Annotated in this window: 17 protein-coding genes and 1 tRNA gene; 7 read left to right on the top strand and 11 right to left on the bottom strand. The window is 46.8% G+C overall.

Features of this window, described 5'->3' with window-relative positions; genetic code table 11:
* Positions 1 to 3: 3 nt before the first annotated feature.
* The 11 genes from ACQY26_RS02745 to ACQY26_RS02795 form a co-directional block, all read right to left on the bottom strand.
* Entirely contained in the window at positions 4 to 1,152 is a 1,149-nt protein-coding gene (locus ACQY26_RS02745) for a murein hydrolase activator EnvC family protein (protein WP_428047555.1), read from the bottom strand.
* Positions 1,137 to 1,892: a permease-like cell division protein FtsX gene (locus ACQY26_RS02750; RefSeq protein WP_428047556.1), complete on the bottom strand. Its 756-nt coding sequence runs from the start codon at positions 1,890 to 1,892 to the stop codon at positions 1,137 to 1,139. Before ACQY26_RS02750 ends, ACQY26_RS02745 begins: the two co-directional genes overlap by 16 nt.
* Complete coding sequence (locus ACQY26_RS02755; RefSeq protein WP_428047557.1) at positions 1,879 to 3,306, bottom strand: alkaline phosphatase; 1,428 nt, start codon at positions 3,304 to 3,306, stop codon at positions 1,879 to 1,881. The genes ACQY26_RS02750 and ACQY26_RS02755 overlap by 14 nt, the downstream gene beginning before the upstream one ends.
* Positions 3,307 to 4,761: a glycogen synthase gene (locus ACQY26_RS02760; RefSeq protein WP_428047558.1), complete on the bottom strand. Its 1,455-nt coding sequence runs from the start codon at positions 4,759 to 4,761 to the stop codon at positions 3,307 to 3,309.
* A 37-nt stretch (positions 4,762 to 4,798) separates the two neighbouring features.
* A complete protein-coding gene (gene scpB / locus ACQY26_RS02765) occupies positions 4,799 to 5,692 on the bottom strand; it encodes an SMC-Scp complex subunit ScpB (protein ID WP_428047559.1) in 894 nt (297 codons plus the stop codon).
* 5 nt (positions 5,693 to 5,697) lie between these two features.
* Entirely contained in the window at positions 5,698 to 6,477 is a 780-nt protein-coding gene (locus tag ACQY26_RS02770) for a segregation and condensation protein A (RefSeq protein WP_428047561.1), read from the bottom strand.
* Complete coding sequence (trpS, locus tag ACQY26_RS02775) at positions 6,474 to 7,535, bottom strand: tryptophan--tRNA ligase (RefSeq protein WP_428047562.1); 1,062 nt, start codon at positions 7,533 to 7,535, stop codon at positions 6,474 to 6,476. Before trpS ends, ACQY26_RS02770 begins: the two co-directional genes overlap by 4 nt.
* Positions 7,522 to 8,157: a site-2 protease family protein gene (locus ACQY26_RS02780; protein WP_428047563.1), complete on the bottom strand. Its 636-nt coding sequence runs from the start codon at positions 8,155 to 8,157 to the stop codon at positions 7,522 to 7,524. Before ACQY26_RS02780 ends, trpS begins: the two co-directional genes overlap by 14 nt.
* 362 nt (positions 8,158 to 8,519) lie before the next feature.
* Positions 8,520 to 9,626: a hypothetical protein gene (locus ACQY26_RS02785; protein WP_428047564.1), complete on the bottom strand. Its 1,107-nt coding sequence runs from the start codon at positions 9,624 to 9,626 to the stop codon at positions 8,520 to 8,522.
* Positions 9,623 to 10,258: a CpXC domain-containing protein gene (locus ACQY26_RS02790; protein WP_428047565.1), complete on the bottom strand. Its 636-nt coding sequence runs from the start codon at positions 10,256 to 10,258 to the stop codon at positions 9,623 to 9,625. The genes ACQY26_RS02785 and ACQY26_RS02790 overlap by 4 nt, the downstream gene beginning before the upstream one ends.
* Before the next feature lie 28 nt (positions 10,259 to 10,286).
* Positions 10,287 to 10,359: transfer RNA gene (locus ACQY26_RS02795), tRNA-Arg, on the bottom strand.
* Between the two features lie 107 nt (positions 10,360 to 10,466).
* On the opposite strand from ACQY26_RS02795, the gene ACQY26_RS02800 reads away from it, so the two are divergent.
* The 7 genes from ACQY26_RS02800 to tgt are packed head-to-tail and all read left to right on the top strand — an operon-like array spanning position 10,467 to position 16,786.
* A complete protein-coding gene (locus ACQY26_RS02800) occupies positions 10,467 to 11,219 on the top strand; it encodes a YebC/PmpR family DNA-binding transcriptional regulator (RefSeq protein ID WP_428047566.1) in 753 nt (250 codons plus the stop codon).
* Positions 11,209 to 11,790: a crossover junction endodeoxyribonuclease RuvC gene (ruvC, locus tag ACQY26_RS02805; protein ID WP_428047567.1), complete on the top strand. Its 582-nt coding sequence runs from the start codon at positions 11,209 to 11,211 to the stop codon at positions 11,788 to 11,790. Before ACQY26_RS02800 ends, ruvC begins: the two co-directional genes overlap by 11 nt.
* 53 nt (positions 11,791 to 11,843) lie before the next feature.
* Positions 11,844 to 12,449: a Holliday junction branch migration protein RuvA gene (gene ruvA, locus ACQY26_RS02810; RefSeq protein ID WP_428047568.1), complete on the top strand. Its 606-nt coding sequence runs from the start codon at positions 11,844 to 11,846 to the stop codon at positions 12,447 to 12,449.
* Positions 12,446 to 13,468, top strand: a complete 1,023-nt coding sequence (gene ruvB / locus ACQY26_RS02815) for a Holliday junction branch migration DNA helicase RuvB (protein ID WP_428047570.1) — start codon at positions 12,446 to 12,448, stop codon at positions 13,466 to 13,468. Before ruvA ends, ruvB begins: the two co-directional genes overlap by 4 nt.
* Positions 13,468 to 14,571 (top strand): SpoIID/LytB domain-containing protein, encoded by a 1,104-nt coding sequence (locus tag ACQY26_RS02820; RefSeq protein ID WP_428047571.1) that lies wholly within the window; start codon positions 13,468 to 13,470, stop codon positions 14,569 to 14,571. The genes ruvB and ACQY26_RS02820 overlap by 1 nt, the downstream gene beginning before the upstream one ends.
* Before the next feature lie 2 nt (positions 14,572 to 14,573).
* A complete protein-coding gene (gene queA / locus ACQY26_RS02825) occupies positions 14,574 to 15,611 on the top strand; it encodes a tRNA preQ1(34) S-adenosylmethionine ribosyltransferase-isomerase QueA (protein ID WP_428047572.1) in 1,038 nt (345 codons plus the stop codon).
* Positions 15,608 to 16,786, top strand: coding sequence for a tRNA guanosine(34) transglycosylase Tgt (gene tgt, locus ACQY26_RS02830; protein ID WP_428047573.1), 1,179 nt, complete (start codon positions 15,608 to 15,610; stop codon positions 16,784 to 16,786). Before queA ends, tgt begins: the two co-directional genes overlap by 4 nt.
* Positions 16,787 to 16,870: the final 84 nt, after the last annotated feature.

The raw sequence follows: 16,870 nt of genomic DNA on the forward strand, positions 1-16,870 counted from the left end.
CTTTTATTTTTTCTCAAGCCAAAGCTCCGGATCAACCGCGGAAGTGCCGGAGCGAACTTCAAAATAAAGCGCGTTCTGGCCGCTTCCCATTGCCGAGCCCTGGGTATCCGCACCGCAAAGGCCTATAATCTGCCCCTTGTTAACTTGCTGGTCCAAAGAGGCGCGGATTTCGCTCAAAAATCCGTAAATGGTAAAGAAACCTCCGCCGTGATCCACTATAACCACATTCCCGTAGGAGCGGAATTTCCCCGCAAAGATTACTTTCCCCTCCGCAACGCTTACTATCGGCGCGCCTTTGGCGGCGGATATTTTTATTCCGTCGCGGAAGATCCAAGTTTTCAGCTGGGCTTGGTATTCTTTGCCGAATTTACTTATTATTTTACCACTAACAGGCCACGGAAGCGAATTTTTACTTATATTAAGCGCCGCGCCGGTCTGTTTTTGGCCGGCTTTTTTCTGCTCGGCTTTGCGTTTGGCTTCCGCCGCTTTAAGTATTTTTTGAAGCTGCGCGGCGGAAGCTTTAAGCTCTTTCAAATCTTTGACGGACTTCTCGTATAAAGCGTGGGCCTCCTTCAAATCTTCTTTCTTTTTTTCGTAACTGCCGAGAAGAGCCGATTTTTCCTCTTCCAGCTTATCGCGTTCGGCGAGCAAAGAGGAATGTTTTTCCTTAAAGCCGTCAATTTCTTTTTGGGTTTTGTCTATTTCAAAAGAAAGTTTTTGCATAAAAACGGCGTGCGTTTTTAAAGTGGAAGACAAAGCCAAAGCCCTGATAAGTTCCGAAGAATTATAATAGCTTTCCTCGAGCATCCTTTCCACCGCGTAATTGGAAAATTCCAATTTCATCACGTTCTGCCAAAGCGGCAAATTGTTTTTCACCACTTCTTTATGACGGCGTATCATGCTGCTTTTTGTTTGCATGCCTTCAATGTCATTGCTGATTTTTACGGCCAACTGTTCCGTTTTTTTCTGTTTTTGAGTGAGGGCTTTAAGCTCCTTGGAAAGAGCGGCCTCCCTCGCTTTATATTTTTTAAGCTGGGCTTCCTTTTCCTTGGCTTGGCGTTCTATGGAGGCGAGCTCCTCCTTAGACGCGCAGTTCAAAGGAACCGCCGCCGCAAAAAATAAGATTAAAAAGGAAACTAAAACTTTTTCCATTTAGATAAAGTCCACCCCAGCATAAGGCACAAAAGCAAACAGGCCGCCTGCGGCCATAAATCAAATTCAAAAGATTTTTTCCCTGCGATTTTAAGCGGGGAAACCAAAATGAAGACCGTTCCCAAAGCCGCCGCATAACTTAAAAGGCCGCAGAGCAAACCGCCAAAGCGCGCCGGCAAAGCCGTTATTCTTGTATAATAAGCTTCCACCAAGAAGCAAAAAGCCAAAAAGAAAAACGCGCCGAGCCCGAAAATTATATTTACAAATTTAATTACGCCGTCCAAATAAACGGCAGACGCGGCCTGGCTTTCCTTATAATAAGCTTGCGCGTCCTGCGGTATTTTAGAAAAGTTTTCTCTTACCCAAACCTGAGGATTCATCATAACCGATTTTGATACGCGAAGCTCAAAAAAAGCCGGGAGGAAATCTTCCTTAGGCAAAAAAACTTCAAAACCGTTCTGTTCCGAAGACGCCCCCGGCATGGCCAAAGCTTCTTTCGCGTTTAAGTAACGCACGTCCGTAACGCCTGGAAGGGAATTAAGTTTTTTGGTGAAAGATTCCGTTTCCGCAGAACTGGCGTTGTTTAAAACGACGGCTATTTTAAAATCGGAAAGCAAAATTTTAAAAGCGTCATAAGCCTGAAGCCTTAAGAATAAAGCCCCTTGAAAAAGCAAAGCCAAAGCCAGCAAAAAGAACATTATTCTGCTTTGGCCCGTAAAAGAGGGCTTATTTTCCGTCATAGAGGAACCTCTCTATAATTTTGTTTACTTCCGTATTATGCAAAACGCCGGGATTTTTCGGCGCGCCCGCACCGTAAAAGCTTACAAAAAGAGGGCTGCCGGTATGATTGCCGGTGCTCCATGTTACGCCTAGGCGTTTGTTTATTTCTTTCAGACAGTCCTCAAAATCGCCTTTGTCTTCAACCACATCCAGGGGAAGTTCATACCCCATATTTTCCATAAGATACTGCTGTATCGCTTTGGGGGTCTGGCGTTTTTCGCCCAAGGCGTTAAATTCTGCTTTCATATCACGCTGCATTTTGGTTTGTTTGGCGATAATATCCAAGTTGCTTTTTACGGAATAATCTTTTTTATCGTATAAGGGATAGCCTTGCTCTTTTTTAAGTTCAAGTTCGTCACCTTTGACTTTTCTGTACTGAAAACCGAAGCCGCCGGTATCGTGATCGGCCGTTATTACGACCATCGTATCCGGGTTTTTATCGGCCCAGTCTTTTATAAGGCCCAAAGTTTCATCCAGTTCTAAAAGTTCGGCCAAAGCCGCGCCTTGGTCATTATCGTGGAGCATCCAGTCAAGCGCGCCCGCTTCCACCATAAGGAAAAAACCGTTTTTGTTCTTGGATAAAATTTCCAAAGCTTTTTCCGTCATGTCTTTTAAGGTAGGAGCATAAGGAGCCGGATTTACGCTAAACTGTATCGCGCTTGCGCCGAAAAGCCCCAAGAGTTTATCAGATTTCGCTTTTTGCAAGCCTTTTTTATCGAAAACCAAAGGATATCCGCTTGTTATAAGCTTTTCAAAAAGGCCGTTCTTTAAAGCCGGGGAAAGCGATTTGGAGTAAGGTATTTTTTTAAATATTCCGGCGTATTTTTCGTCTTTTAAATCTTTGTCGGAAATCAAATAATTAAGCCCGCCGCCCAAAAGCACGTCCGCGCCCGAATTAAGCAATGCGGCGGAAATTTCCTCATAATTTCTGCGGCTGTTTACGTGAGCGGTATAAGCGGAGGGAGTGGCGTCGGAAAGGTAAACATCCGTTATAAGCCCGGTGGCCATACCCAGCTTTTGAGCTTTTTTTAAAAGGCTGTCGGCATTCTCCCCTTCCGCGCCCATACCCAAATATTCGGGATAGGTAAGAGTGCCTTTTGCCATATGCGTTCCCGCCGCGGCGGAATCGGTTACTATCGTTTCTTTGGTGGCGTTTAAAACTATGCCCAATTCTGAGGCGGAAAATATTTTCTCCAAGTTGGAAGTTCTGTCCGCGTAAGGCGAATTTTCCGCATAACGCGCGTATTGAAGCAAAAGCCCCATGGCGGCCGGCCCGCCCCCGTCGGCGACAACAAAAATAATATTTTTCTTTTCGGCGGCGAAGGAAAATACCGCAAACAACAAAGCAAATACCGCAAACGACAGCTTCTTCATCTAAAATCTCCTCCGCAATATTTCATTAAAACATTTGATATACTGCCTTGAAGAATTCTCCCAAGAGAAATCTTCCGCCATGGCGTTGGCGAGCATGGCTTTCCAAACTTTCTTTTTATTGTAAACGCTAAGAGCCGTGTTTAAAGCCCCGATAAGCCCGTTTATGTCTAAGTTATCTATAAAGAATCCGGTTTTAAGCTCGGCCGACATATCGCCCTCATATCCTTTTACCGTGTCGGCAAGGCCGCCTACTTTTGAAACCACCGGCAAAGAACCGTAGCGCATGGCTATCATTTGGCTTAAACCGCAGGGTTCAAAGCGCGAAGGCATAAGGAACATATCCCCGCCGGCGTAAATTTTATGCGCCAAAGTTTCGTCCACAACACACCTGAAAGCGAAAGAAGAAGGATAGCGCGCGGCAAGCTCGCCGAAAATATATTCCGCGTGCGGGTCGCCTTTTCCTTCAATTACAAATTGCATTTTGCCTTCCATTGCACGGATAACGTCGGGCAGCAAGTCCACGCCTTTTTGATAGGCCAAACGGCTTACCATTGCGCACAAAGGAATTGAAGGGTTTTCCGCCAAACCGCACTCGCGCTGCAAAGCCGCTTTGCACACAGCCTTGCCTTTTAAAGATTCGTCGTCATAGCCCATGGGTATCAAAGTGTCGCTTTGCGGATCCCACACTTCGCCGTCAATACCGTTGATAATCCCCAAAAAGTCCGCGCCTTTATTCCTTAAAACGCCCTCAAGGCCGAAGCTGTTTTGCCCCCTTAAAAGTTCCTGTGCGTAGGTGGGGCTGACGGTATTCACTTTATCGGCGAAAACAATCCCCGTTTTAAGATAGCTTATGCCGCCCCAATATTCAAATTTGTCGGGGGTGAAATCAGGCTCGAAAAAACCCGCTTTTACAAAACTTTCCCTGGGGAAATATCCCTGATAAGCTATATTGTGTATAGTAAACATACAGCGTGTACGGGTAAAAAAAGCGTCCGTTTTGTAAACAGTCTTAAGATAAGCCGGCAAAAGCCCCGTCTGCCAATCGTGAGCGTGGATTATATCTGGCCTGAAACCTATAAATTTGCAGGCTTCCAAAACCGCGCGGGAAAAGAACATAAAACGTTCGTCGTTATCGGCGTAATCGCCCGTTTTTGTAAAGTAAAGTTCGGGTCTGTCGAAATACTTGTTTGACTCCACAAAAAACACCAAAGCGTTGCCCCATTTAAGATAAGAAATTTGGGCCGGCTCCAAACGCGAGCCTACGGGAATGTAAAACACGCCCGGTACGGTTCTTAAAGAAGAAGCGTTATTAATGTTCCTGTATCTCGGCAGGAACAGGAGAACTTTCGTTCCTCTCGTTCTGGAAAAATCCTGCGTAAGAGCGCCTACGACATCCGCTAGACCGCCCGTTTTGCAAAACGGGAAAGCTTCACTGGCAGCTAAAACTATATTCATAAAATCTCTCCTTTAAACACTTCCGATATTCCGGCTGTTATTTTAAATCGTCAAAACCTTCTTTAAGCATATCTTCTTCAAGGCCGTTTTCCTGCTTAAAACCTTCCGCAGGAATAATGTCATCATCGGCCTCGGGCGTTTTTACCGGCGCATTATCCGCGGTTTTAGGCGGCACGGCCGCCACGGATACGGCTTCATCCCCCTGCGAGGCGGAGGGTTCCGTCTGCAAAGGATCCGCCGTTACGTCTTCCGGCGTATTTCTGGTAAACACGTCCACGTCATCTTCAAGCGGCAAAATGGCTTGTTTAATCTCCGGCAGGCTGGGGCCGAAAGGCAAATCGCTTTGTATTTCCTTAGGGCCTTTGTTCTCAAAACTTTTCAGTTCCGGCAGCTGGGAAATGTGGTTAAGGCCGAAAAGCCTTAAAAATTCGTCGGTGGTTCCGTAGACCATGGGTTTGCCGGGGGCGTCCTTGCGCCCGACTATGCGGACAAGTCCGCGTTCCATAATTTTTTCCAAAGGGCCGACGGCGTCAACGCCCCTTATGGCTTCTATTTCCGCCCTGGTAACGGGCTGTTTATAAGCTATAATCGCCAAAGTTTCCAAAGCGGCGGAAGAAAGCTTGTCGGAGGTTTTCTCATTAAACAAAGCCCGAACCCAACGTCCGTATTCCGGCTTGGTGGACATTTGAAACCCGCCGCCAAGTTCTATAATCTGTATGGCGCGCGCCGTCTGCGCGTACTCCTGCGCCAAAGAGTTTACTATATCTTTGGTAAGCTGGATATTGTTTATCTGCGCCACCTGTGAAAGTTTGGCTATGCTTAAAGGCCTGTCCGTTATAAAAAGCAGATTTTCGACTATTCTTTTATAGTCTTCCTTAGTTAAAATTTCCTCGGCTGCGTTTTGGGCCTGCACTTTTTTAGTTTCTTCCATAATAATCACCGCCGCGCTTCTTCGGGATTGTTGTTTTCCCGTTCAAGAAGCTTATGATAATCCTGATCTTCCATTTCAGGGTTCAGATAGAGCCGTATTTCGGAGCCTTCCCCGTCTTGACGCGCCAAAATTTTGCCTATTTTTAAAAGCTCCAAGACAGCCATAAAACAGGTTATTACGCCGCGCTTTTTTGTTTCTCCGGCGAAGATCTCGTCCGCCAATACCCACGGCCGCCTTTTTAAAAGCCAAAGCACTTTGTCCATCTTCTTGTCTATAGGGAATTCTTCCACTTTCAGCAAGTCGGCGTGCTCGCGGCTTTCAAGATTTTCAAAAGCGCGGCGTACGGCGGCAAGCAAGTCAAAAAGCTGTACGTTTAAGACGCGTTCGCCGTTGTCAAACACGGGCGCGCTTTTGTAAAAATTGTTTTTGTACTTCTCAAAATTTTCCTGCAAATACAAAGAAGCCTGCTTAAATTTTTGGTACTCCACGATTTTTTCTATAAGTTCTTTCGCCGGGTCGGGGCCGTCTTCTTCCGAGGTCGCCGCCTGAGAAGGCAAAAGCTGGCGCGCTTTTATCTGCATAAGCGTGCTGGCCATTACCAAAAATTCGCCGGCAAGTTCCAAATTAAGCTGCTTCATGACGTCAAGGTACTCAAGATACTGGGCGGTAATTTCCGATATGTTTATATCGTAAATATCCAGATTGTCTTTTTTTATCAGATGCAACAGAAGATCCATCGGGCCTTCAAAAACATCCAAACGCACCCTGATGCCGTCATTTATCATAACACTTTCATCACTTTTTTGACTTCCGCCAAAGTTTTTGAAGCGCTTTCGCGCGCCGCTTCCGCCCCGCGTTTAAGGATTTTTTCCAGCAAGGCTTCGTCTTTGGCGTAGAAATTTCTTCTTTGGTTGAACTCCGTTATTTCCTTTTCCATAAGTTCAAACAAATGTTTTTTGCAGGCGACGCAGCCCAATGCGCCGGCGCGGCATTCTTCGGCGCGCTTTTCAAAATCAGGATTGTAAATTTTATGGAAAGCGAAAACCGTGCAGCCGTCCGGGTTTGCCGGGTCGTTTGCTTTTTGTTTGTTCGGGTCCGTAAACATTGACATTACTTTTTTGCGTACGGCTTGCGGCTCTTCGCCGAGTTCAATGGTGTTGCCGTATGATTTGGACATTTTCCTGCCGTCCAAACCCGGCACTTTAGGCACCGAAGTAAAAAGCGGCTTTGGCTCTATAAGAGCGTCAGTATCGTAAATATCGTTAAATCTGCGGGCGATGTCGCGGGCGATTTCCATATGCGCGGTCTGATCCTGCCCCACCGGCACATAAGCGGCTTTGTGTATAAGGATATCCGTCGCCATAAGCACGGGGTATCCCAAAAAGCCGAAAGAGGACATCTCCGAAAGTTCCGCTTCCGTCAGCATGGCCATTTTCTCCGCGGCGATTTTATCTTCCTGCCCGGCGTATTTTTTGCGGAAAAGCTCGTTAAGCTGTTCCTTGTAAGTCGGGTTTCTTAAAAGCCATCCAAGCGGAGTTATCATTCCCAAAAGCGTGGTAAGTTCGCTTATTTCGGGCACGTGCGACTGCACGAAAATAGAGCATTTTTCCGGATCAAGCCCGGCGGCCAGCCAGTCTATCACCATTTGCTTGCTGTTGGAAGCTAAATTTTCAGTATTTTCCGCCGCCGTAGTCAAAGCGTGCAAATCGGCCACAAAAAAATAACATTTATATTTGTTTTGCAGCTCCACGAAATTTCTTAAAGCACCGAAGTAATTGCCAAGATGCAATCTGCCGGTCGGCCTCATGCCGGATACTACTATGTCGTTTTTAATATGCTCCATAAGGCACTCCGATAAAATTAATTATCAAACTAAAAATAAAATTAAAAGCAGGGGTTATAATCCTGCCGAATATGCCCGTAACCACTAAAACCATAAGTATCAAAAAACCGTAGCGTTCCAGGCTTAAATATTTGGCCGCGGCCTGCTGCGGCAGAAAATACGCCAAAATTTTACTGCCGTCCAAAGGCGGCACGGGCACCAAATTGACAACCGCCAAAACCAGATTTATCATAATCGTATAGAAAAGCAGTTTCAACGCGATTAAAGAACCCGGCGCAAAAGTAATAGTAAACTTAAAAATCAAAACGGCGGCCAGCATTAGTAAAATATTTGTCAGCGGGCCCGCGAAGGAAACATAAGCGATATCCTTCCTTCCGCCGCGCAAACGGTAATAATTTACCGGCACGGGTTTGGCCCAGCCGAACAAAGGCGCATTAAGCATAAAAAGTACAAGCGGCACTATGACGGTACCCATCAAATCAATGTGTTTTAAAGGGTTGAAATTAAGCCGCCCCAGCAAATAGGCAGTATCGTCCCCGCAGCGAAATGCCGCATAGCCGTGGGCGAACTCATGCGCTATTACCGAAAATATCAATATAGGTAAAAACAAAATAAAGTCCATATAAAATCATTTTACTAATTTTAAAGGCAATATCATCTTTATTCGCGCGCGCACCCGTTTCCTATTAATGAATTTTATACGCCGCACATAAGCCGAAAATGAACTCCTTTCTTTAAAAATCTGGGCCTTGACATAGGCCTTGACAAAATATCTTTGAGGGGCTAGTCTAAACGTGTAGCGTTTGCCTGAAAAGCGGTCGGCACAAAGCCGAAAAGGGGGTAAGGCAAGCGAATAACATGTGGGGGGTAACGGTTGTATATTTTAAATAAAAGCGGAAAATAAAAAGCGTATACAACCGTAAAACGGCGGCGGGGGCCAGCCGTAGGGGCGGACGAAAGCCGCTGCCAATTTAAAAGGCAGGCCTAAAAGCCCGCCTTTTTTATATAGGAAAAAGCCCCGCGCCGGCTTCTTACTTTGCCGGAGTACTGAGCCTTGGCCAAAGCTTTCAGTTCGGCCCCCAAAGCGGGCCCAGAGTATCCCAGTACGCTTAAATCTTCCGCACAAAGAAAAAGCGGTTTCAGCCTAAAACTTTCAATGCCGGGTTTATAAAGTTTGATTACGCGCAAAGCTTCTTTGCTTAAAGCCTTAAACGGCGCGGCCTTGCTTTTGCGCCATTTTAGAACTTCCAAAGACAAAGCCGTAATTTTTTTTGGCAGCAGAAGGCTTTCCGCAAACTCCGCCCCGCACGATCCTTGCAAAAGGGCCAAATAGGCAAGTCTTTCTTCAACAGTTTTCAGTTTGTTGATTTTTGCGTTAAACTTAAGGCCTTTAAAAATAAAATCCGCAAGCTTATATTCCGCGGCGTATTTTAAGGCTTGGTAAGGGCGGCTTTCGCCGAGGATTTTTATAAATTCATGCACAATACGCTGGCGGGAAAGAAAATTTACGTATCCTTTTTTGACGGCATCCCGCATAAGGCCCTCCGTAAAGGGTTCTATTTCCCAGCCAAAGCGCGCGGCGAACCTTACGGCGCGAAAAAGGCGCGTAGGATCATCTAAAAAGCTTTTATCATGAAGAACTTTTACATAGCCCCCGAGTACGGCCTCTTTGGAGTTAAAAAAATCATATTCCCTAAAAAACTCCCCGGGCATGAGGCTTAAAGCCAAAGCGTTGGCGGTAAAATCCCGGCGGAACAAATCTTCCTTAAGGCCGGCGGGGCGCACTTTGGGCAAAGCGCCGGGCTCGGCGTAAACTTCCGCACGGCAGCGCACGAAATCAAGTTTAAGCCCGCAAGCCAAATTGACGCGCGCCGTACCGAAATCATTAAAACGCAGAACTTCCGCTCCGTATTTTTCGGCGCAAAATTCTATCAACGGGGAAGTTTCCCCCTCCACGCAAATATCAATATCTTCCGTATGTTTGCCGATAAGCAAATCCCTGGCGCAGCCGCCTACGGCCCAAGCTTTTAGGCCGCACGCCGCGGCTTTAAGGCCGATTTCTTTTAAGATGCGCTTATGGCTTTGTTTCATAAACGGGCGGGCGGTTCTTTGCCGGATTTCAAATCCTTTATCAAAGCGGAAAGCAAAGTAAGGGAGGAATTGGCCGCCAAAAGAGCTTCGGCCGCTTTTACTACCGAAGCGGAGTCATATTTATCCCCCGCAACCGGCAGATACAAAGGATATCCTTTAACTCTGGCCTCGGCCGGAGAAAGCGGAACTATTTTAAAACCTTGCTGTGCGGCGGACGCGGCGATGACTTCGCTCTGGCAAGAGGAGTAATCGTCATATTCCAAAAGGGATTTAAGTTCTTCCATGCCGGCCAAATAAAACGGGGAATAGGTTATGTTCATTTCCGCAAGGTTCTTGCGCAGGAAGTCAAAATCTTTCTGCATTTTCTTTTTGATTTCGTCAAAATTCTTTTTATCCGCTTTGGGCGAAACAAAAGCCAAAAGTTCTTTTGTGGGATCGAAATAAACTATATCTCTGTCGTGATAGAAAAATTCCCCGCAGGACGGGCAGGAAATTAAATTCAGTTCCCCGCCCAGCAGAGCTTCTTTTAATTCGGCGTCTTTATCGCCGCGGACAAGCGTCCAATATTCGGCCTCGAAAGGTTCACAGCCGTTTGGGCAAGTTGCGCCGCCCTCGCCTTTAATTGATTTCATAGGGTTTCCCGTTAAAAATAAAAATCCGTGCCCCGTGAGGGATTTGAACCCACACCATCGGTTCCGAAGACCGGTACTCTATCCAGTTGAGCTAACGGGGCGCAATGATATTTTAGCATTTAGCGCGGCAAATTTATCTTCATTTATTTTGCCCGCTTAAATTTGCTAGAATTAGTGTATAAACTTTTCAGCAAGAGGAGTATTTTTTATGGGTGGACATTCACACTGGGCAGGTATTAAACACAAAAAGGCGTTGGTGGACGCAAAAAAAGGTAAAGTTTTCACCAAGCTCATACGCGAAATTACAATCGCCGCCAAAATCGGCGGGGCGGACTTATCAAGCAATGCCCGTTTGAGAAAGGCCGTTGACGACGCCAAAGCCGCCAACATGCCCGCGGAAAACGTAAAAAGGGCGATAATGAAAGGCACCGGCCAGCTGCCCGGCACCGTTTACGAAGAAATCACCTATGAAGGCTACGGCCCGGGTTCCGCCGCCGTAATAGTGGAATGCACCACTGACAACAAGAACAGGACTTTCTCCGAAATCAGAAAAATATTTTCCGACAGAGGCGGCAGCATCGGCACCACGGGCTGCGTATCTTATATGTTCGCCAAAAAAGGCCTTATTCTTATAGATAAAGACGCTTCCACGGAAGAAGAACTGATGAATATCGCACTTGAAGCCGGCGCGGAAGACATCAAAACGGAAGAAGACGGTTTTGAAATCATTACCGCCATGGAAGATTTGGACACCGTAAAAACCGCGCTTGAAGCAAAAGGCCTTAAGCCTGTTTCGGCGGAAATTACGATGATTCCCTCCAACGAAGTTGCCGTTACGGATTTGGAGACGGCTTCAAAACTGGAACGCATGATTGAAGCTTTGGATGATCACGACGATACCAAAAACGTCTATTCCAACTATAATATCGCCGACGATATCTTAGCCCAGCTTGAAAAATAGAACTTTGGGCATAGACCCCGGTTTGGACAGGACCGGCTGGGCCGTTGTGGAAAACAACGGAGCGGCCGGTCCCGTTTTAGTTTCCTGCGGGCTTATACACACCGCGGCCGGTACGCCTTTGCCGCAAAGGCTTTGCGAAATTTACGAAGAAATAAAAAAAGTTACGGAACTTTTCGCCCCGGATGAAGCCGCCATGGAGGAAATGTTCTTTCTAAAGCGCGCTTTGACGATGTCCCACACCATACAAACCCGCGGCGTAATCATGCTGGCTTTGCATCAGGCCGGGCTTAATATAACGGCTTATCCCCCAAAACGCGTAAAGCTTACCATAAGCGGAAGCGGAAGCGCGGACAAAAAACAAATGCAGAGAATGGTCCAGCTTACTTTAAAGCTGGCCAAGGTTCTATCCCCCGACGACGTGGCCGACGCGGCCGCAATAGCTTTGTGCCATATAAAATCCGCGCCCATGTTAAAACAAATCAAAGCCCAGCAACTGTTTTTAGAAAAAATAAAAGCCGCAAAAAAACAACAGTTAAACGCTCTTAAAAAGAAGCCCTCGGCTTTTAAATAAAAGCAAAACTTTTACGGCTGTATGGCGCGGACAAAATAAGGTAGAATGTAATTATGATAGCTTTCCTTAAAGGTGAAATCATTGACATACGCGAAACTTCCGCCGTGGTGCTGGCGGGCGGAGTCGGCTATGAAGTAAATATGCCCTCGGCCACGCTGAACGCTTTGGAAAACGGCGGGGAAGCTTCTTTTTACATAACCGAGTCGCTTTCCCCCTACGACGGGACAAGCCTGTACGGTTTCTTAAGCAAAGAAGAGCAGAACCTGTTTTTGCTCTTTAAAGAATCAATCCCCAACACCGGGCCCAAGAAAGCTTTGGAATTTCTTACAAAAGCTTTAAGGAGCCTGCCCGATTTCCATAATGCCATAGTTACGCAGGACGTTAAAATTCTTACGGGCATTTTCGGCTTTACCGCCAAAACGGCGCAGAAAATAATAGACGCTTTAAAAGGCAAAATGGATTCCTTTACTGTACAGGGCGAAAGCAAAATAAAAACCATAGAAACGCCTTATATGTCCGAACTGCTGGCCGCTTTAAGCGCATTGGGCTACAGCGCGGCGGAAGCCAGAAGAGCGATAGAAAAACTGCATAACGAGGGCGGGCTTTCCGCCGATATGGAAACTAACATTAAATCAGCTTTGAGGGTGCTTCGCAAATGACGGCGCATAATGAATATTTAGACGTTCAAGCTACGGCGGAGGAAAAATCTTCCTCCATAGAACACGCCTTGCGTCCGGCCACTTTGGCGGAATTTGTGGGGCAGGACAAACTTAAAGAAAATTTGGAAATTTTCATTTCCGCCGCAAAAGCCCGCGGCGAAGCTTTGGACCACTGCCTTTTTTATTCCCCCCCGGGTTTGGGCAAAACGACGCTTTCAAATATTTTAGCCAAGGAAATGGGTGTAAACATAAAAGCCACTTCCGGCCCGGTGCTTGCCAGGCCCGGAGATTTGGCCGCAATGCTTACGACGGAACTTAACGAGGGCGATATTTTGTTTATAGACGAAATACACCGCCTGAACCCCGCCGTGGAAGAAGCTCTTTACCCGGCGATGGAAGATTTTACGTTCTTTATTAATACCGGCAAAGGCGCGGGTTCAACCACTTTAAAATTGGCGGTGCCTAAGTTTACGTTAGTCGGTGCGACGACCCGCTCCGGCCTTTTGACGGGGCCGCTTAGAGACCGCTTCGGCATAGTTTTCAATCTCGGTTTTTACGAAATCAAAGAAATTACGGATATTTTACAGCGTTCGGCAAAACTTTTAAATATTGAAGCCGACCGCCCCGGCCTTAAGGAAATAGCCCGCCGTTCGCGCGGAACGCCGCGTATCGCCAACCGTCTTTTAAGGCGCGCAAGAGATTTTGCCCAAGTCAAAGGCAACGGTATCATCACGGAGGAAATCGCCGTAATGGCTATGGACGCTTTGGATATCGATAAAGAAGGTTTGGACAGCGTGGACAAGAAAATACTTTCCGCTTTGATAGAAAAATTCGGCGGAGGCCCGGTAGGCATGGAAAACCTGGCCATAGCGGTTTCCCAGGAAACGGACACTCTTACCGACGCGATAGAACCTTACCTCATAAAAGCAGGGTTCATTACGCGCACGCCAAGGGGGCGCGTCGCCACGCCGAAGGCTTATTCTCATTTGGGACATAAAAACCCCAACGGACTTTTTTAATGAAAAAACTTCCGCGTTTGCTTTTATCCGCACTTATTCTATTTGCGCCGCTTTCCGGGTTCTGCGCCAGGGAAGTAAACATCCTGATTGCGGAAAACAAACCGTCGGTAAACGTGGAAGTTTCCGGCCCGTTTAAAATAACAAATAAAGCAACGGGCAAAAAATACATAGTCAAAAAAGGCGGAAAATTTGCCGTTTCCGGGAATAAAAAAGAAGTTAAAGCCGGAAGCGTAAAATCGACTTCCGCTTTGCTTTTGGAATTAAGCTCCCCCAAAGACGCTTTTACCTTAAACGGCGGCAAATATAACGGAAAACTGCTTATAAAAACCGCCTCCTCCGGCGTAAATATAATAGAACGGACCGACTTGGAAAATTATCTGCTCGGCGTACTGCCATATGAAATGAGCGCAAGCTGGCCGCTTGAAGCTTTAAAAGCCCAAGCCGTCGCCGCCAGAACTTATACGTTAAAAAGCATTGAAGACAAAAAAACCGGCGATTTCGATTTGTACAGCGACGTCCGCAGCCAAATGTATAAAGGCGGGGCCAAAGTATACGATAATGTCCAAAAAGCCGTAAATCAAACAAAAGGGCAAGTGCTTAAAAATCAAGGCAATTTGTTCTACACTTATTATCACGCCAACTGCGGCGGCCATACGGACCCTATGCCTTGGATAAAAAGCCCCATAAAACCTTTAAGCGGGGCAAAATGCGGATACTGTTCCGCCAGCAAAAGCGCGCACTGGCAGGCGACGATACCGCTTGAAAACATAAACAAATTTCTTAAGCAAAATAAGATACCCGGCACGTTTAAAAGCGTTTCCGTCGGAAAGAAAGAATCTTCCGGCAGAGCAAAGACCCTGCGCATAAAAACAAGCAAGAGCAAGACGGAAGTAAACTGCAACTCTTTCAGAGTGGCGGTAGGCTCCACTAAAATGAAAAGCTGCTTTCTTACCAAGATAAGAGGACGCACTTTTACGGGCAAAGGCTACGGCCACGGCGGAGGAATGTGCCAAGACGGAGCCAAAGGCATGGCCGAAGCCGGCAAAAATTACAAAGAAATTTTAGGGAGATATTACCCTTCCTCAAAAATAGAAGAGATTTAATTATGGCTTTTGAGAGATTTAAAAAATTCAACGTAGACGAACTTATAGCTAAAAACCCGGCGGATCCAAGGGATTCCAGCCGCTTTATGGTTCTTAACCGCAAGGACAGAACCATACAACATAAAATCTTCCGCGATTTGCCGGAATTTTTAAGACCGGGCGACACGATAGTAATAAACAATTCAAAAGTTTTTCCGGCCAAACTTTACGCCCATAAAGACACCGGCGGCAAAATGGAAGTGCTGCTCGTCAGGCAAATGCAGGATAAGTATTCCTGGGCGGTTCTGTTAAGGCAATACAAACCCGGAACCAATCTTAATTTTGAAGACGGGCTTAAAGGGGAAGTGGTTTCCAACACGGAAAACGGGGAAGCCGTAATAAAATTCAACACCGACGACATACTGCCCTATTGCCGGGAACACGGCCAAATGCCGCTTCCGCCTTATATAGAAAAGGCCCGCAAGCACGCCGGCCTGCCGCTTTCAATAAGCACGGACAAGCAAAGATATCAAACCGTTTACGCAAAGCAGGAAGGCTCCATAGCCGCGCCGACGGCAGGCTTTCATTTTACGCCCGAACTGCTGGAAAAAATAAAACAAATGGGCGTTAACATCGCTTACGTAACCTTACACGTCGGCTGGGGAACTTTCAAGCCGTTGCGCGGCGAGCCGGAAGAACATAAAATGCTCGCGGAATTCGCCACCATGCCGGCCGAAACCGCGGAACTTATAAACAAAACCAAAGAAAACGGGGGCAGACTTTTTTCCGTAGGAACGACAAGCACTCGCACGATAGAAAGCTTCGCCGATGAAAACGGCAGAGTTTCCCCGGGCGGGAAATGGACGGATTTATTCATTTATCAAGGTTATAAATTTAAAGCGGTGGACTGCCTGATAACAAACTTTCACTTCCCGGATTCCACGCCGCTTTGCATGGTTTCGGGTTTTGCGGACGAAGATTTTATTTATGAAGCCTACAGCCAGGCCGTGCGGGAAAAATACCGTTTTTATTCTTTCGGAGATTCAATGTTAATACTATGAACGAACTTAAAGACATTAAAATAACATCGCCTTTTACGATAGACGCGCGCGACGAAAAATCCAAAGCCAGGACTGCGCGCCTTTACACCAAACACGGCCTTATCCAAACGCCGGTGTTCATGCCGGTGGCTACTCAGGCTTGCGTAAAAGCTTTGACGGAAGAGGATTTGCACCACGTTAAAGCGCAGTGCATACTTTCCAACACTTATCATTTATATTTGCGCCCCGGCACCGATTTGCTGCAAAAAATGGGCGGACTGCACAAATTTATGCGCTGGGACGGCAGCATTCTTACGGATTCCGGCGGGTTTCAAGTGCACAGCCTTTCCCATTTAAGGAAAATTACCGAAGAAGGCGTATGGTTTAAATCCCACCATGACGGAAGCAAACATTTTTTTACGCCGGAAAACGTGATTGAGGCCGAAAGCAAAATAGGCTCGGATATTTGGACTTGCCTTGACGTTCTTATCCCCGCAACGGCTAAAGAATCCGAGGCGAAAAAAGCCCTCGCCATAACCAAACGCTGGGCAAGACGCGCCGCGGCGAAATACCATTCCATGATACCGCAAGACATTAAGAAAAACGAAGACGGCTCTTTTACAGTGCCGCATTCTTTGCTTTTCGGCATAATACAGGGCGCGATCTATCCGGCTTTGCGCGAAGAGGCCGCTAAAGACATGGCGACTTTGCCCATGCACGGATTTTGCATAGGCGGGCTTTCCGTAGGCGAAACACGCGAGGAAATGAACCTTGCCCTGCGCCATACCACTCCGCATCTGCCTGAGGGCAAACCGCGCTATTTAATGGGCCTTGGCACTCCGCAGGAAATTCTTGACTGCATAGAGCAAGGCGTCGATATGTTTGACTGCGTTTGGCCGACGAGAGTCGCACGCAACGGGCAAGTGATGACAAGCGCGGGAAAAGTCAACATAAAAAATTTGGTTTATCGCACGCAGGATTTGCCGCTTGACGATAAATGTGACTGCTTTGTCTGCAAGAACTATTCCCGGGCTTATTTGTCGCATTTGTTCAGGGCCGGCGAACTTACAAGCCACAGGCTCCTTTCCATACACAATATACGCTTCTTAACAAAAATGATGGAACAAGTCAGAGCGTGTATAAAAGACGGCACATTCCTTAAATTCAAAGCCGAAATGGAAAAAGCCTACAAATAAACCCATTAATGCGCTTTGCATATTGCAATAAAAAAAGGGGAAGCCGTTAAGCCTCCCCTTAGGAGGGTACTATATGTATAGTAC

Origin of the sequence: Candidatus Proelusimicrobium excrementi, assembly GCF_937881865.1 — a bacterium.
GTDB classification, from domain to species: Bacteria; Elusimicrobiota; Elusimicrobia; order Elusimicrobiales; family Elusimicrobiaceae; genus Proelusimicrobium; species Proelusimicrobium excrementi.

What these genes read in the sequence shown, in the direction of transcription:
- ACQY26_RS02745 (WP_428047555.1), bottom strand. Translation starts at nt 1,152, where the DNA reads ATGGAAAAAGTTTTAGTTTCCTTTTTAATCTTATTTTTTGCGGCGGCG.
- ACQY26_RS02750 (WP_428047556.1), bottom strand. Translation starts at nt 1,892, where the DNA reads ATGACGGAAAATAAGCCCTCTTTTACGGGCCAAAGCAGAATAATGTTC.
- ACQY26_RS02755 (WP_428047557.1), bottom strand. Translation starts at nt 3,306, where the DNA reads ATGAAGAAGCTGTCGTTTGCGGTATTTGCTTTGTTGTTTGCGGTATTT.
- ACQY26_RS02760 (WP_428047558.1), bottom strand. Translation starts at nt 4,761, where the DNA reads ATGAATATAGTTTTAGCTGCCAGTGAAGCTTTCCCGTTTTGCAAAACG.
- scpB (WP_428047559.1), bottom strand. Translation starts at nt 5,692, where the DNA reads ATGGAAGAAACTAAAAAAGTGCAGGCCCAAAACGCAGCCGAGGAAATT.
- ACQY26_RS02770 (WP_428047561.1), bottom strand. Translation starts at nt 6,477, where the DNA reads ATGATAAATGACGGCATCAGGGTGCGTTTGGATGTTTTTGAAGGCCCG.
- trpS (WP_428047562.1), bottom strand. Translation starts at nt 7,535, where the DNA reads ATGGAGCATATTAAAAACGACATAGTAGTATCCGGCATGAGGCCGACC.
- ACQY26_RS02780 (WP_428047563.1), bottom strand. Translation starts at nt 8,157, where the DNA reads ATGGACTTTATTTTGTTTTTACCTATATTGATATTTTCGGTAATAGCG.
- ACQY26_RS02785 (WP_428047564.1), bottom strand. Translation starts at nt 9,626, where the DNA reads ATGAAACAAAGCCATAAGCGCATCTTAAAAGAAATCGGCCTTAAAGCC.
- ACQY26_RS02790 (WP_428047565.1), bottom strand. Translation starts at nt 10,258, where the DNA reads ATGAAATCAATTAAAGGCGAGGGCGGCGCAACTTGCCCAAACGGCTGT.
- ACQY26_RS02800 (WP_428047566.1), top strand. Translation starts at nt 10,467, where the DNA reads ATGGGTGGACATTCACACTGGGCAGGTATTAAACACAAAAAGGCGTTG.
- ruvA (WP_428047568.1), top strand. Translation starts at nt 11,844, where the DNA reads ATGATAGCTTTCCTTAAAGGTGAAATCATTGACATACGCGAAACTTCC.
- ruvB (WP_428047570.1), top strand. Translation starts at nt 12,446, where the DNA reads ATGACGGCGCATAATGAATATTTAGACGTTCAAGCTACGGCGGAGGAA.
- ACQY26_RS02820 (WP_428047571.1), top strand. Translation starts at nt 13,468, where the DNA reads ATGAAAAAACTTCCGCGTTTGCTTTTATCCGCACTTATTCTATTTGCG.
- queA (WP_428047572.1), top strand. Translation starts at nt 14,574, where the DNA reads ATGGCTTTTGAGAGATTTAAAAAATTCAACGTAGACGAACTTATAGCT.
- tgt (WP_428047573.1), top strand. Translation starts at nt 15,608, where the DNA reads ATGAACGAACTTAAAGACATTAAAATAACATCGCCTTTTACGATAGAC.